The 14,346-nt window shown below is 36.0% G+C and carries 10 protein-coding genes; 5 read left to right on the top strand and 5 right to left on the bottom strand.

All coding sequences use genetic code 11. From position 1 onward, the window contains the following. Positions 1-57: 57 nt before the first annotated feature. The 5 genes from RIV7116_RS23300 (at position 58) to RIV7116_RS23280 (ending at position 7,048) form a co-directional block, all read left to right on the top strand. Positions 58-210 carry a CopG family transcriptional regulator gene (locus RIV7116_RS23300; protein ID WP_157229316.1) on the top strand — a complete coding sequence of 51 codons (153 nt, stop codon included), beginning with the start codon at positions 58-60 and terminating at the stop codon, positions 208-210. 31 nt (positions 211-241) lie between these two features. Beyond that, on the top strand, positions 242-1,513 hold the full coding sequence (locus RIV7116_RS34125) for a GUN4 domain-containing protein (protein ID WP_015120781.1): 1,272 nt from the start codon (positions 242-244) through the stop codon (positions 1,511-1,513). A gap of 28 nt (positions 1,514-1,541) precedes the next feature. Continuing rightward, the gene (locus RIV7116_RS23290) at positions 1,542-2,873 is read left to right on the top strand and encodes a PAS domain-containing protein (protein ID WP_015120780.1); all 1,332 of its coding nucleotides are present in this window, start codon (positions 1,542-1,544) and stop codon (positions 2,871-2,873) included. Between the two features lie 180 nt (positions 2,874-3,053). Continuing rightward, positions 3,054-4,019: a GTP-binding protein gene (locus tag RIV7116_RS23285; protein WP_015120779.1), complete on the top strand. Its 966-nt coding sequence runs from the start codon at positions 3,054-3,056 to the stop codon at positions 4,017-4,019. An 899-nt stretch (positions 4,020-4,918) separates the two neighbouring features. After that, positions 4,919-7,048, top strand: coding sequence for a hypothetical protein (locus RIV7116_RS23280; protein WP_015120778.1), 2,130 nt, complete (start codon positions 4,919-4,921; stop codon positions 7,046-7,048). 218 nt (positions 7,049-7,266) lie between these two features. On the opposite strand, the gene RIV7116_RS23275 is transcribed toward RIV7116_RS23280, so the two are convergent. The 5 genes from RIV7116_RS23275 to RIV7116_RS23255 form a co-directional block, all read right to left on the bottom strand. Continuing rightward, positions 7,267-8,361 (bottom strand): 3-oxoacyl-ACP synthase III family protein, encoded by a 1,095-nt coding sequence (locus RIV7116_RS23275; RefSeq protein WP_015120776.1) that lies wholly within the window; start codon positions 8,359-8,361, stop codon positions 7,267-7,269. A gap of 54 nt (positions 8,362-8,415) precedes the next feature. After that, positions 8,416-10,164 (bottom strand): thiamine pyrophosphate-dependent enzyme, encoded by a 1,749-nt coding sequence (locus RIV7116_RS23270; protein ID WP_015120775.1) that lies wholly within the window; start codon positions 10,162-10,164, stop codon positions 8,416-8,418. Between the two features lie 1,229 nt (positions 10,165-11,393). Then, on the bottom strand, positions 11,394-12,911 hold the full coding sequence (locus RIV7116_RS23265) for an IS200/IS605 family accessory protein TnpB-related protein (RefSeq protein ID WP_015120774.1): 1,518 nt from the start codon (positions 12,909-12,911) through the stop codon (positions 11,394-11,396). A 75-nt stretch (positions 12,912-12,986) separates the two neighbouring features. Further along, complete coding sequence (locus RIV7116_RS23260) at positions 12,987-13,628, bottom strand: IS607 family transposase (RefSeq protein ID WP_063721487.1); 642 nt, start codon at positions 13,626-13,628, stop codon at positions 12,987-12,989. A 128-nt stretch (positions 13,629-13,756) separates the two neighbouring features. Continuing rightward, on the bottom strand, positions 13,757-14,236 hold the full coding sequence (locus tag RIV7116_RS23255; RefSeq protein ID WP_015120772.1) for a thiol-disulfide oxidoreductase DCC family protein: 480 nt from the start codon (positions 14,234-14,236) through the stop codon (positions 13,757-13,759). Positions 14,237-14,346 lie beyond the last annotated feature (110 nt).

Here is a 14,346-nt window from a genome sequence, read left to right as displayed (position 1 = left end):
AAGATAATATAATTTATGTATTAATAACAATCAATGCATGAAACTCATGGTTATATTATGCCAAGAAAAATAACCACCGAACCAATCAAACGTTTAACAATCGAATTGCCGGAAAGTGAATATAGATTGTTAGAAGAATATTGCATGAAACAGCAACAGACGAAAAAACAAGTAATACGTTATCTTATTCAAAAATTAAAAAACTTCTAAAAATAATTTTACGCTCATCTCACCTATATCAATGAAAAAACTAGCTTTACTAATTGGAGTCAGCGAATATAAACAATACTTCACACCTCTATCAAAAGCCGAAAAAGATGTTGCAAAGGTACAAAAAATATTACAACACCCTAAATTAGGTAGATTTTATGAAAGAGATGTCAGAATTTCAATTAATGATTCCGAACAAAAAATACACACTGAAATATATGAATTGTTTGCAGATAAGAATCCAGATGATTTACTACTGCTATATTTTTCAGGACACGCTCTGATAAACAACAAAGGTAATCTATTTTTTGCGGCAAAGGATAGTAAAAAATATGATTACGATGGTGAATTAATTGAAAGTACGGCAATACCAGCTAGCTTTATTCGAGAAAGAATGGATGCTAGTAAATCTCTGAAAAAAGTAGTGATTATCGACTGTTGTTATAGCGAAACTTTCAGAAGTGATAATTACACCGGTAATAAGGTAGACATCAAAGCCGAATTAGATGGTGAAGGACGAGCCATACTCGTATCATCAGATTCTATAGATTACCATTTTAAAGAAGATAAAGAACTTTCTACCTATACTAATTTTTTAGTTAAAGGAATCAAAGAAGGAGTCGCAGCATCTGACAAAGATGGTTGGATAACTTTGTCAGAAATACATCAGTATATAGCTTCTAATGTAAAAAATGTTGCTAATATGGAACCTCAACTTTATTCATCTCCAGAAACGAATAAAATTAACTTAGCTAAAGTCGATACAAAATTAGTTGAATACAAAAAAGTTTCGCAACCTATTCATTTAGAGCAAATAGAATTAAAAACCCAACGACAAGTTGACTACACTAGATTGCGGGATTATTTAATTGCCCAAAATTGGCAGCAAGCCGATATCGAAACTCGCAGAGTTTTGCGTCAAGCAGCAGGGAAAGAAGAAAGCGAATACCTTGTCAAAGAAGATATCCATCATATTTCTTGCTTAGATTTATCTACCATAGATAATTTATGGTTTGAATCTAGCCAACGGCGTTTCGGATTTAGTGCTCAGAAAGACATTTGGAAGCAAATCGTCACCAACATAGACTATGAAACTGATTGCGAAGTGGGCGATCACCTCGGGTGGAGAATAAATAACAGTTGGTTAATACATTCTCAGCTAACTTTTAACCTTCAAGCACCTATAGGTCATTTCCCTTGCTTAGGTGTATCTTTAGTTCGTCTTCCGGGAAGCTTTGGAGGACTTTTCCGAGATCCAATTTTCTCATACATATTGCAGAGATTCACGCAGTGTGAAGTATAACTTTATTTTTTGATTAAAACTAACAATTATGTGCTGGAAAAATTTATTGCATCGTCTTGCTAATACTTATAAGAATATTACCAAAACCAATGAAAATGAAAGTACGATTCATTACGAATATATTCAAGAATTAAGTAATAATCTAGAAGCTAGCTTTCAAATGCTCAAGCAGACTAATGACGAGCGAGATAAATTGAGCGACAGAAAAACGGCAAAATTACAAATACTAGATGATGAACTATTTTTAGATATTCATTCTTCTGGAAGTATATTAATGGTTGTTAGCGAAAATACAGAAGAAATTATAAATGTAAATGATTCCTTTTTTCATACTCTAGAGTATTCCCGTCAAGATATCATTGGCAAAAATTGTAGTAAATCAAATATTTGGGTTAACAATCAAGACCCAATTATAATTAAAAGCTTATTACAAGAAGCTAAAAGAATTAAGCAACAAATATTTCAATTCCGTACAAAGTCTGGGAGAATAAAAGATTTTCTCTTGTCAGCAGAAGTCATAGTTATAAACGGAGAAAATGTAGTGTTTTATATGGCTAGCGATATTACTAACATGACCCATAATTCTTGTATGTCTTATCGCTGCCTGAATGACCCAGATTATACAATGAAATATGTAAGTTACGGTTGCGAAAAGATTACTGGTTATAATATTAGTGATATTGTCAGTAATCAAATATCTTATGCATCTATTATTTATAAAGATGACGAACAGTATGTATGGAAAAGTATCCAAAACGCTTTAGAAAAAAAGAAGGCTTATGAAATTTTGTATAGAATTAAAACACAGAGCGGAGAAATAAAGTGGATGTGGGAAAAAGGTCAGGGGATATTTTATAATAATATGGAATCATTAGCTCTTGAAGGACTAATTGAAGATGTCAACGAACTAAAAGAATCAGAAGATAAACTTTTTCAAATACGCAATGATTTAAGAAAACAGATTCAACAAATAGTTGAAGAACTGCAAGAAACTAATTCTATATTAAAATCAGCACAAGAAATACCAGTATTATTAGAGGCCTTGAATGTAGCAAATATTGAGGATATTGCTCAACTAACTAAATTTGTACAACCCGAAAAAATAGCCGCTAATCTTCAGCCGGAATTACATTTGCCGATTATCAATCTAGGTAAAGTTGCTTTAACGGTAAAATTGCACCAAACTATTGCGGAATCGCACGTACAGGAAAAGATATTTATGACAGCAAAGCAAGAATTACAAACTGTTATGCAACAGCTAGATAGTTTACCTACATCTTTACAACTATTAATCTCCCAAATCATCAAAAGATGGGAATTAATTCTCAACAATCAACAAATTCCGTCAGAAGATGTTTGAAAATAATCTGAATGCTATTGTAATAATTAAGAAACCCGGTTTTTTCAAAAAACCGGGTTTCTAGGCATTTAAAATTCTTGTAATTCATATAAGATTGCTATAGACCTTTTTTACAATTCTCCTTTCCCTACTCCCTCACCATATAAGTAGTTACAGGAATCAAATATAATTCCTATAGTTATGACTCAAACGCTTAAACTTCCTAATAAAAAAACTCCTGTATCAATTATTACTGGATTCCTCGGGAGTGGTAAAACTACTTTGTTAAATCATATTTTAAATAATCGTCACAATTTAAAGGTAGCTGTCTTAGTCAATGAATTTGGAGAAATTAATATTGACAGTCAGCTTTTAGTATCTATCGATGAGGATATGATGCTTTTGAGTAATGGCTGTATATGTTGCACTATTAACGCTAGTTTAATCGATGCCGTCAATGCAGTTTTACAGCGCGATCGCGTTGATTATATAGTTATTGAAACTACTGGTTTAGCGGAGCCAGTACCTTTGATGATGACTTTTTCCAGTAGCAACTTAAGAGATGTTACTCGTTTAGATTCGATTTTAACTGTTGTAGACGCAGAAAATTTTAATCCCAATCATTTTGAAAGCAAAATCGCTTTAGAACAACTGATTTACGGTGATATCGTGATTTTAAATAAAGTAGATTTAGTCTCAGAATCGCAGCTGCGTCAAATCGAAGAATCTATTAATTTGATTAAAGTCGGGGCTAAAATTATTCGTTCGGAACATGGAAAAGTTTCATTACCTTTAATATTAGATGTTGGAGAATCTAATCATAAAATACTTTCACCTCCGTCTTTACAATATAATGTTGAATCATCTGCTAAAAATCAAATAGAAGCAGAAAATTTTATGTCTATTTCCTTCCAAAGCGATAAACCCTTGAGTATAGAGAAATTTAACAAATTTTTAGACGAGCAATTGCCAAAAACAGTGTTTAGAGCAAAAGGAATTATCTGGTACAAAGGAAGCAAACTAAGACATATTTTACAGCTTTGCGGTAAGCGCTGTAATTTTCAACGAGATGAATGGACTTCTCCTCCTCGCAACCAACTGGTGTTTATCGGACAGAATTTGGATGCACAAACAATTAGAAGTCAACTAGAAAAATGTGTTGCTTAACTCGTTGGATAGTAAAGAGGCTCTACCTAGTACCGCTTCGCGGAAGTAAGAAGTAAGAAGTAAGAAGTAAGAAGTTTGATTTTCTAAGCTTTTCAGCCATTTTTAATGGTTGCCTTATTTTCGCCGACTTATACTAGTGGTTCGCCAAGCGAACTTTGCTGGGTTTAGCGTGGAAATAAAAAGTTTTTTCTTCCCCTGCTCCCCCTGCCTGCCCTTACCCGGCAATTGTGGCTTGCCAGAGTACTAGGCTGTTTAATCTATAAGGGAGATGCAATAAATAAAATATCCCAACATTTTACAAATATTCCGATCAAAACCGAAGATTTTCGGGGTGTCGCCCTATGAAGCGACACCGACGGTGAGATATTTTATTGTCTGTAAGTACCGTACCCTTTAGCCCGATCAAAAAAAAGTTTTGTATAATTTATACAGTCTGTATTAACTGAATCTACCAATCATGACACCGAAATAATCGGGTTTCTTTCAAAAGTGTAAGTTTATAGTAACGTTTTAAAACTTCTTCTGTACTTTTGCTGACATCGTTATTTTTATCGTAAGACAGTATAAATACTGATTATATATATTTGTTAGTAACTTATGATTGGTCAATATAGCTGTTCTCTACTTACTATGCTGAAAACGCTTAGTGAAACTTTAAAAAGCTTACTACACAACAGATGTAGACTTTTTCCCTATTATTATATTTTTTAAAGTTTCGAGCTTTTAGTTTTTAACTAATGTTTTTCCATACTGAGTACTGAATAACTATAAAATCACTATGTTTCAACCTGGCGAGCATCTAGCTTCGCCTATAGTGTAATGCTTAATTGCTTAAAGTATTATCCATAAAAGGGTTGAAAGATTGATTTGTTGAATGAGTGTGTGAGGCTAGAATAGTTATGTTGAAATCACTAGCATTAAGAAATGATGCTATTGGATTTATTGGAATGCAATTGCAGAAATTACCGCAAGAAACACAATATGTGTTGAAAATTGCAGCTTGTATCGGTAACAAATTTGATTTAGATACTTTGGCGAGAGTTTGCCAAAAGTCTACAAATAAAACTATTTTCGCTTTGCAGAAAGCACTGCAATATGGTTTAATTGCGACTGATAATAAAGCTTACAATATTGATTTTGAGTTAACAACACGCCTGAGTGAATCGGCTCCTCCCTATATTCCCAAATATTATTTTCTACATAATCAATTTCACGAAGCTCTATATGCAGCGATTTCCGATGCGGAAAAGCAGGCAATTCATTATCAAATAGGTAGATGTCGGCTGCAAAAAATACCGACTGGACGAAGAAAATTTCGCATTTTTGAATTAGTTAATCAATTAAATAGCGGAAAAGATTTAGATCTACCATCTACAGAAAGGAATGAACTTGCTGAACTAAATTTAATTGCTTGCTTGGAAGCTAAAAATACAACTGCCTATGAAGCAGGACTTAAATATGCCAATATCGGATTATCTTTGTTAGAAGAAAATGCTTGGCAAAGTCAATACTCTATGAGTTTATCATTTCATGAATTGGCTGCTGAATTTGCTGGCTCATGTGGTGATTTTGAAGCAATGGAGAAATTTTCTGATATTGTCATAGCCAGAGCATACACAATACTAGAGAAGGTTAATGTTTATCGTATTAAGATTCAATCCAATACTTCCCAAGGTAAACTAACTCAAGCTATTGATATTGCTCAAGAAATTTTACAACAGTTGGGTATCGAGTTTCCGAAAGCACCTACCCAAAAAGATATTCAGCAAGCGATCGCCGAGATTGATAAAGTGCTTGGTGAGAGGGAAATCGAAGATTTGGTTAATCTTCCAGTAATGAAAGATGCAAAAAAAATGGCTATTGTCGAGATTGCCTGTAGCGTCTTGCCAGCTGCTTATATATCTGGTTCCCCGTTGTTTCCTTTGTTAGTTGCTTTGTCAGTTAAGCTATCTATTCAATATGGAAATACATTATTTTCAGGCTCAGCTTATGCCCCCTTCGGCATCCTTGCTTGCAATATGAATAAAGATGTAGAAAAAGGGGTAAAATTTGGTCAGTTAGCACTTGAACTTGTATCTAAACTAGATGCTGAAGTTGTAAAACCAGAAGTAATCAATGTAGTTGGTTCGTTTATCTTACATCGTAAATTCCACATCACACAAACACTACCGCTTTTAAAAGAAGGATATTCCAATGGACTAAAAGTAGGAAATTTAGAATTTGTTGGATATATTGCTCATAATTTTTGTCTAAACTCTTTTTGGAGTAGTCAGCCCTTGAGTAGCTTGGAGCAAGAAACTCGTGCTTATTGTAAGAATCTTGTACAGTTGAATCAAGTAACTACAGCTAATTGGTGCCAAATCTATTGGCAATCTGTTTTAAATTTGTTGGGGTGTGCGGAAAATCCTAGTATTTTATCTGGAGAGGCTCTTCAAGAAGTAGAATTTTTATCTCGACTACATAAATCTCATGACTTTGGTGGTTTATTTATCTTCCACTCGTATAAGTTAATGCTTTGCTACCTATTTGGAAATATTGAATATTCTCAAGATATTACAGTTGATATCAGGAGTTATTTAATAGGTGCTTCTGGAATTGTTATTGAACCTGCATTTTACCTATATGATTCTTTAACAGCTTTGAGTTCACAATCAAAAAATAAAGCAGACATACTGCAACAGGTAGAACAAAATCAAACACAGTTACGGCAACAATGGGCATATTATGCTCCGATGAATCACCAACATAAGGTTGATTTAGTAGAGGCGGAAAAATACCGGGTTTTAGGGCAACACATAGAAGCAAGCGAATTATATAGCAAAGCTATTTCTGGAGCTAAAGCCTATGAATATATACAAGAAGAAGCTTTAGCTAACGAACTTGCAGCTAAATTCTATCTTGATGGGAAGCAAGAACAAATTGCAGCAGATTATATGAAAGAAGCCTACTGCTGCTATGCTCGTTGGGGAGCTAAAGCAAAAACGGATGATTTAGAAAAACGTTATCCCAAACTACTCCTGTCCAGTTAGAAGATTACCTATGCTGTCGAGAGGGGAAAGATTGTAATCGTATAAATAAATACCATACTTAGATAAAATAAGTCAGGAATGGCCGCAATTGTCACAATGCCCATTTGGTGCGTGACACTGAAAACATTGTTACTACGTTCACAGTTACTCAAAGTGTCACAGCACCCTACAAGAAAAATGTGCCGGTTGCGTAAGTCCTATAAGTGTAAAAAGTTTACCTATATTTTGATATCTGGTAAAGGATTACTTCCTAATGCCACTTTCCCCCAACGCATTACATTAGCTGCCGCGACACCTGCTCCTCCCATACCATAAACTAATACCAAATCATTTTCTTTTATTTTTTCTAGTTGGGCAGCATAATACAGATTTGCTACATTTAAAACAGCACCACAATTGCCATAATGAGAATAAAGATTAATTGTTTTATGAGGGCTGATACCCAAAATCCGTGCCCCAAAGTTAGCAAACCAAGCACAATAAGTATGAAAAATAAAGAAGTCAATCTCGCCAAGGCTAACTCCGGAAGCCTCAGCAGCTTCCTCGCAACAAGTTTTGAGAAATTCTTCAGCTAGTATATTGGCATACTGATTAGCTTCATTTGATATTTGTATACGCACTTGTGGGTTGCCATGCGAATCGTTGACAGGCTTAGCAGATACTACATCCATTATGCCTGTATGCATGACTTTAGTTCCTAAAATACCTTGATTCGACTCCATCGAACTAATTAAAAATGCACCTGCCCCATCACTTGTATGCCATATGATAGTATCTGTCTCGTCAAAAAAGCGTGTATATGTGCAAGAAATTACTACTAAAACTTGATGATATTGTCCTGTTTGCACTAAAGCATGGGCTGCTTGGAGTGCAACCGGAGTGCTACCAGTTCCTCCGTTGATATTCCATGCAGCCCCTTTTAAACCAAGTCGATTAGCGAGAAATGTCGCATCTCCAAATATAATTTGTTCTGGCCAAATAGAGGCTACAACCATAAGATCGACTTCATCAGCTGTAGTTTGTGCTGCTGCGAGCACATCACAAGCAGCTTGATACTCTAAGGTTAATGAAGATTCTCCCTGAGCTAAAACCCATCTGTCAACAGTTCCTCGAAAAGGGTCTGATAGATAAGGTTGCATTTCTTCTTCAAAAATATTGCTAGGAGCAGATTCGCCTAGTGAAAAGAATTTTGCTAAACCTTTTTCTTCCGCTTTTTCAAACAATTGTGGATATTTTTCTTTAAAATAATCATTGCTTCGTCGGATACTTGGAAAACTCAATCCTATAGCCTTAATTCCTACATTTTTCTTCAAAATTAATAATCTCCTTTAAATTTATATATTTTGAAAACTATAAAATTCTTAATTTTAAGTCCATTGAGAATTTAAACTTTCAATGCGATTCCCAATTGGTGAGATTTGAGTAGGTTCAATCAGCACATCTATCACGAAAGGTTTTTCTGACTTCATGGCTTTCTCAAAGGCTACATAAATATCAGATTCTCTTTCAACGCGAATAAATTCTGCACCCATGCTGCGGGCAAATTGAGCAAAATCAGTTTGAGGAATCATTGCATCTGTTTGTTTAAATCCCTGCATTGCCTGTCCTTGATCGCACATATTATAAAGTCCGTCATTGAGAACAATCCAAACCGCAGGTATCTGATATCTCACGGCAGTGCTAACTTCATTGTTCATCAACATAGAGCCATCTCCGATAATAGCCACAGCTTTCTGACTGCATACTAATGAAGTTCCAACAACACCTGTACTAAAATGTCCCATACTACCAAACCCAGGACTAACCCGATAACGCTCTGGTTGAAGAAAATATAATAGATTATTTGCCCAAGCAAGCGAATTTCCTGCTTCTGCCATAACAACAGCATTACTATTCTCAACAATCTGTTGCTGAATTGCTTGCATAAGAAACTGAGGACGAATTAAACCTTCTGTTTTTGCAGCGATCGCCTTGCGTTCCGGTGCTGGTAACTCTATATTTGACAACTGTTTCGGATGCTCTGGAAAATATTTTAATAAAGCTCTAACAAAAACTCCGACATCAGACTGAATGCCAACAGTTTCGGCTTCAGGATATGCTGTCCCCGGCACTGTTGGATCGATATCAACATGAATAAAACCACGATCTGGAACAAGTGCAGGATTCCAAAATGAAGTTAATTCACCTAATCGACTCCCCAGTACTAATGTACGTAAAGGACGATATTCTTGCATATATTGTAGAACAGACTCATGCCCAGCAAAGCCCGTAACACCAGCAAACTGAGGATGATTTTCGGGAAAGATACCCTTACCACGAGGGGAACACATAACTGCTGCACCAGTTTTCTCGGCAAGTTGACGAATTGCTGCTGCTGCTTTTCTGGCTCCAAAACCAACCCAAATAGCAAAGGGAGCTTCAGACAATAATTTGGCACATTCTGCTACGGTTTCTTCACTTGCTGTAGCTAAAGACTGGGATAAAAAAGTTTGTGACAGTGGAGTTTTAGATAAACTACTTTGAATGGCACTAGGAATACTAATATGAGCAACAAAACTACCGGGTTGGGTTAAACCTAAAGCTAATCTGCGGGAAATCTCTGGAAGTTGGTTGCTGTTTTCAAGAGTGGTTGCATAATCGAATATAGTACCTGTAGTAAATATATCTGCATAAGGCATTGTATTTGCAGCTGTTTCCTGCACTGCCCAACGTCCGCGCTGTGCTGTTGAGGTCATACCCGATAACAAAATAACTTTTGCACCTTCCCAACGAGCTGCCATTAACCCAGTCAAGGCGTTGGTAATACCTGGCCCGGTGGTTGTAAACACCACGGTGGGACAATCGTTGCCAAAGTAAGCTTCTGTAGCAGCAAAGGCGGCACCAGATTCATGACGGCAGTGAATCACTTCAATCGAACTTTGTTGCAAGCTATGCCACAAACGAGCGATCGCACCTCCAGAAACCCCAAAAGCATGTTTAATTCCCAGTTTTTCGAGCATTTTAACTACTGTTTCGGCAACTGATACAGACATCCGAGGCAAATTATTCGTTGTTTCATCAGATGAAGCATTGTCTAAACCTTCGGAATAGGTAGACGAATTAAATATTCCTGTCATAATTGCAATATTCCTATGTAATTAATGATATTTAGTGAAAATGGTTGCGGTTATATCCCTGGGAATTAATTAAACCTAAACGAATTATTAGTGGTCTGTCCGATTAATTTTGGCGGGTAAGCATGGGGAGGGGGTAGAATATTTTTTTAATCTTTCCCATACACTTTTAGATGCGATATATTCGGAGGGAATCTATATAAACTCAGCGTGATAGGAAAAAAGCAGTATAACGGGGTAAGGTTAATTCTGTATTCTATTAAAGTGAATACCGCTGTATATGCTAGTAAGATTTCAGCCCTGCGAAAGATTTTGCTAGTAGTCTATAAATGTAAAATACCTGATTGGAAGTAAGTAAATAACAAAGAAATTTTGTTTTTACCATTAACTCGCGAATTTGAGCTAATAGACTCTTAATGTAAATGTTTTAGAGAACGAGTATAAGTTCTTAACCTCTCATAATTAAACAGATTGACTAATATTAATTAATCTCGTTAATATTGATAAGCAATAACGTTTATAAACGATGAGGTGCTGAATAATATCATGTCCGGTTAAACAGTTATCATCTCAGTGAGAACTGGTAATGGGTAATGGGTAAAAACATTTTTTTTGTTCTGAGCCATATAGTAAGTAATTAACCGGACTTCATATAAGAGATAATTAATTTTGTCTAGAAATCAAATCGAAACAAAATTAAGATTGTCTTTATATTCACCTCTTTATCGAATCTTATATATTAGTTAAATTCAATTCAAGTATGCTATTTAACAATTGGGGTTCATTTATAAGGAGATTATCGTAATTATTGAATTTAGGATGAGTGATTTAACTTAATTTAGCTATTCTTTTTTAAAAGGATAATACATACCCTATATTCGTGTAAATAAAAGGATTACAAAATATTAATTCAAAAATAGAGCTTTACTGAATCACAACATGAAGTTGTAATTTCATCTTATTTAAGAAGGAGTATAATTATACATCTCTCAATGATTTTCGCGTGTAATTAAATTAAATTAGATAAATATAATTGATTACTCAATTTAGCAAAGCTAAAAATTAACTTTGCGATGGAGAATATTTGATAATTATCTAATAAAAATTGTTGGGGAATAAATATATCGGTTTTGGCTAATTAATTAGGGCATAACTGGGGTATCAACAGTTTTCTATTACCGTTACTTAAAAGATGGACAAATGTACCCAAATCTGGATATATCTGTACAACATCACCCGACCTTAACGACTAGTTCGGGATTACAGCCCAGATTCTCACTGGGTTCCTCAACCGGAATCACTTCTGATTTACCCACCTCCACAAGCTTTCCGCTTGTAGAGTAATGGCTGAGGTACGCTGTTAACGTCTGTTGGTTAAAGAACTCGTGTCGGCGAACCGAACCGAGCGACTTATTAATTCTGTACCATGAACTCCATACGTGTCTACCAACGACCATCACAGCCGGGAGAGCGAAATGGGTAGGTACAGATTCGCTAAGTCTCATAGCTCTACGAGCTAAGACTAGTCCTGCGGCGGTATCAGAACTCATACCGTACAGGGACATAAATTTAGTTAATCCGATCAATGAAGAGTAAGCAGAATTAACTTTAATTACTTGGATACCCTTTCTGGCTTGTGATTGTAAAACCTCATTAAATGTAGAGTAAGCAAAGAAGTTGAGCATTCTAGAGTACCTACGACCTTCTTCTCTCATGCGCTTCTTTTTAGCAGAGAAAGAAAGGTTTTCAATAACTATCGCGCATCCGTATAACTGAGCTAGTAGGATTAATTGTTTTATTGCATCAGAAAGCTCAGCTTTTACCTGCCCGGAACGACGAGAATGTAAGTTAAGCTTTATCTGACCTTTGGCTACGGGATTACCGTTAAAATCGACGTAACACCAACCAACAACGCCGGGATTCAAATCAACTCCGATACAGCCATATCTAACTGGTTTGGACTGTAAAGGCACTTCTGTGACTTCTATAGAAACCGCTATATACCAACGATTGTTTTTAAAGAAAATTCTCCAAGAAAGGGATTCACCTTTACCCGCAGGAATTGTCTCTAGATTTTTACGGTTAACAGAACGACGCATTAAAGCCGCTTCAATACAATCCTGCCCGTAAGCAAACTCAAGGTTAGCGGAAACATACTTCCCAAACTCGGATTCAAACTCCGCAGGGACACGAATCTTTAAAGACTTCTTTTTAGAGTCGTATTGGCATATCTGATTACCATTAGATTCTCCTTGGCTGCCAACTAAAGAAAAATTGTACTCAGTACCAAAGTTTACTTGTATTGGGGCTTCTCTGAGCTTTTCCAGTTTTCTTTTTTGGGCTAAAACATAGCGACGCTTGTGATGGATTTTAAACCTCAATTCGTGCTGTCTAGATTTAAACTGGTTACGACGAACACCACAACAAGCGTACTCTAATTTACCTAGCTTTTCTTCCCATTCAGTTATTTGTTCTTCAGCAGATTTTATTTTTCCTTCTAGAGTTTCAATATGAGCTTCACGGCATTCCTTAGCAGAACCAATTTTACCTTCTATATCTATCAGTAGAGAGTTCGCCTGACGCTTGTTATAGCCCAATTTTTGTAACTCTTGGTTTTGTTTAGTTTTGGATAAATCTCCAGTAACAAGCCTCATAGCTCTGTTTCTGGTAGCTTTGTGCTTTTTGGAGTATTTAATAGCAAAGGGAACCAAAGGTTTTTGTAGCTCTGCGGTGAATGTCTTAATACCCATTTGAAACTCCTGTGTTTGTTCGACCTATTCATATAATATCCCCAAAGCTCCCTTTACTCAATCCTTGGCTTAAATTTATGTTAAGCTTTCTTGTACAGATTTGACCATATTATCTACAAGTTTTTGATTCTTCCTACTTCTAGAACCGTAAAGCCTAGCGGAAAATACTGTGACAAGCTCTATCATGTCCCTAACTAGCTCTGCCTCGAAAGTACTGTCTTCTTTAGTTTTGTTGATGATGACTACTTCGGTTTGAAACTCATCACACATCGCAAAAACAAGCTCGGAGCCAAATCTCAACAACCTGTCTTTGTGGGTAAGAACAAGCCTTTCAACTTGATTCGTCAATATTAATTTTAGAAGTTTTTTCAAGCCTTTTTTCTTGTAGTTCAACCCACTACCTAAGTCCTGTATAACTTCGTATCCCCAACCTTTTGCGACGCACAACTGAGATAAAACTTCTATTTGTCGTACCAAATCTTCTTTTTGGTCATGACTTGAAACGCGACCATATACGATTGTTTTGCGCTCTTCTCTCTCGGGTTTGACGCTCAAGCGCAAAATGTCCGAGATATAATACCTACGATGCCCGCTAGGTGTTCGTTCACAACCCAGTCTTCCTGCATCCGACCATCTTCTAATCGTCTTAACCGAGACTCCTAGTTTTTCAGCCGCCTCCCCAATACTGACTGTCATCTCGCTTTGAATTCTGTCCATAGTAACTACCATTATTACTACAGACGATTATATGGACATTCCGGTAGTTTTGTCCAGCTTTGGGTAGAAATTAGCTAACAGTTGCTAGCCCCATTACCAATTACCAATTACCAATTACCAATTTGATATCAATCCACCCGACAACGCCCTTCTTCATCACAACCAAGTTTTTCCTGGCGTTGTTTAATCACAGTTTCTAAATTTGGTCTTCCCGTCAATTTTAAACGTAAATCCGCCCAAATACCGTAAATAAAGTTGGCGATCGCTCCCAAAATCGGCAGCTTGGTAATTGCGTAAACCCAACCCATCCCTAAAGTTTCGTACACTCTCCGGAACACTTCAACGTTTTTAATTACCGTACCATCGGCTAATATGCCATGAATTCTTCCCATCGCCGTCTCAAAATCAATGCCAGCATTTTCTTCGGGGTTATAATCGTCTGCTGCAATATCTACAAATGCAACTTTTCCTCTCCCAGCATCTTTCTTTTGCAAAAAATTAACTTCTCGCAAACAAAGGGGACATTCACCGTCGTAAAGCAGTTTGATTTCCCAAGTTTGATTAAAATTTTGGTTGGAATTGTTTATCGTACTGGTTGAGGAAGACATAGAATTTTAACTTGATTTATATAAGTTGGATATATGGCTAATATCTATATTGTGACAAAATATGAAGAAAAGTAAAGATAGTTGTTTGATTAAAAATCATAATAATAAAT

The sequence above is a fragment of the Rivularia sp. PCC 7116 genome, from assembly GCF_000316665.1.
Classification (GTDB): Bacteria; Cyanobacteriota; Cyanobacteriia; order Cyanobacteriales; family Nostocaceae; genus Rivularia.
This window is presented reverse-complemented; position numbering and strand designations above follow the sequence as displayed.

Excerpts from the sequence above, each read along its gene's own strand:
- RIV7116_RS23285 (WP_015120779.1), top strand. The coding sequence starts at position 3,054 with ATGACTCAAACGCTTAAACTTCCTAATAAAAAAACTCCTGTATCAATT.
- RIV7116_RS23255 (WP_015120772.1), bottom strand. The coding sequence starts at position 14,236 with ATGTCTTCCTCAACCAGTACGATAAACAATTCCAACCAAAATTTTAAT.
- RIV7116_RS23290 (WP_015120780.1), top strand. The coding sequence starts at position 1,542 with ATGTGCTGGAAAAATTTATTGCATCGTCTTGCTAATACTTATAAGAAT.
- RIV7116_RS23265 (WP_015120774.1), bottom strand. The coding sequence starts at position 12,911 with ATGGGTATTAAGACATTCACCGCAGAGCTACAAAAACCTTTGGTTCCC.
- RIV7116_RS34125 (WP_015120781.1), top strand. The coding sequence starts at position 242 with ATGAAAAAACTAGCTTTACTAATTGGAGTCAGCGAATATAAACAATAC.
- RIV7116_RS23260 (WP_063721487.1), bottom strand. The coding sequence starts at position 13,628 with ATGGACAGAATTCAAAGCGAGATGACAGTCAGTATTGGGGAGGCGGCT.
- RIV7116_RS23280 (WP_015120778.1), top strand. The coding sequence starts at position 4,919 with ATGTTGAAATCACTAGCATTAAGAAATGATGCTATTGGATTTATTGGA.
- RIV7116_RS23270 (WP_015120775.1), bottom strand. The coding sequence starts at position 10,164 with ATGACAGGAATATTTAATTCGTCTACCTATTCCGAAGGTTTAGACAAT.
- RIV7116_RS23300 (WP_157229316.1), top strand. The coding sequence starts at position 58 with ATGCCAAGAAAAATAACCACCGAACCAATCAAACGTTTAACAATCGAA.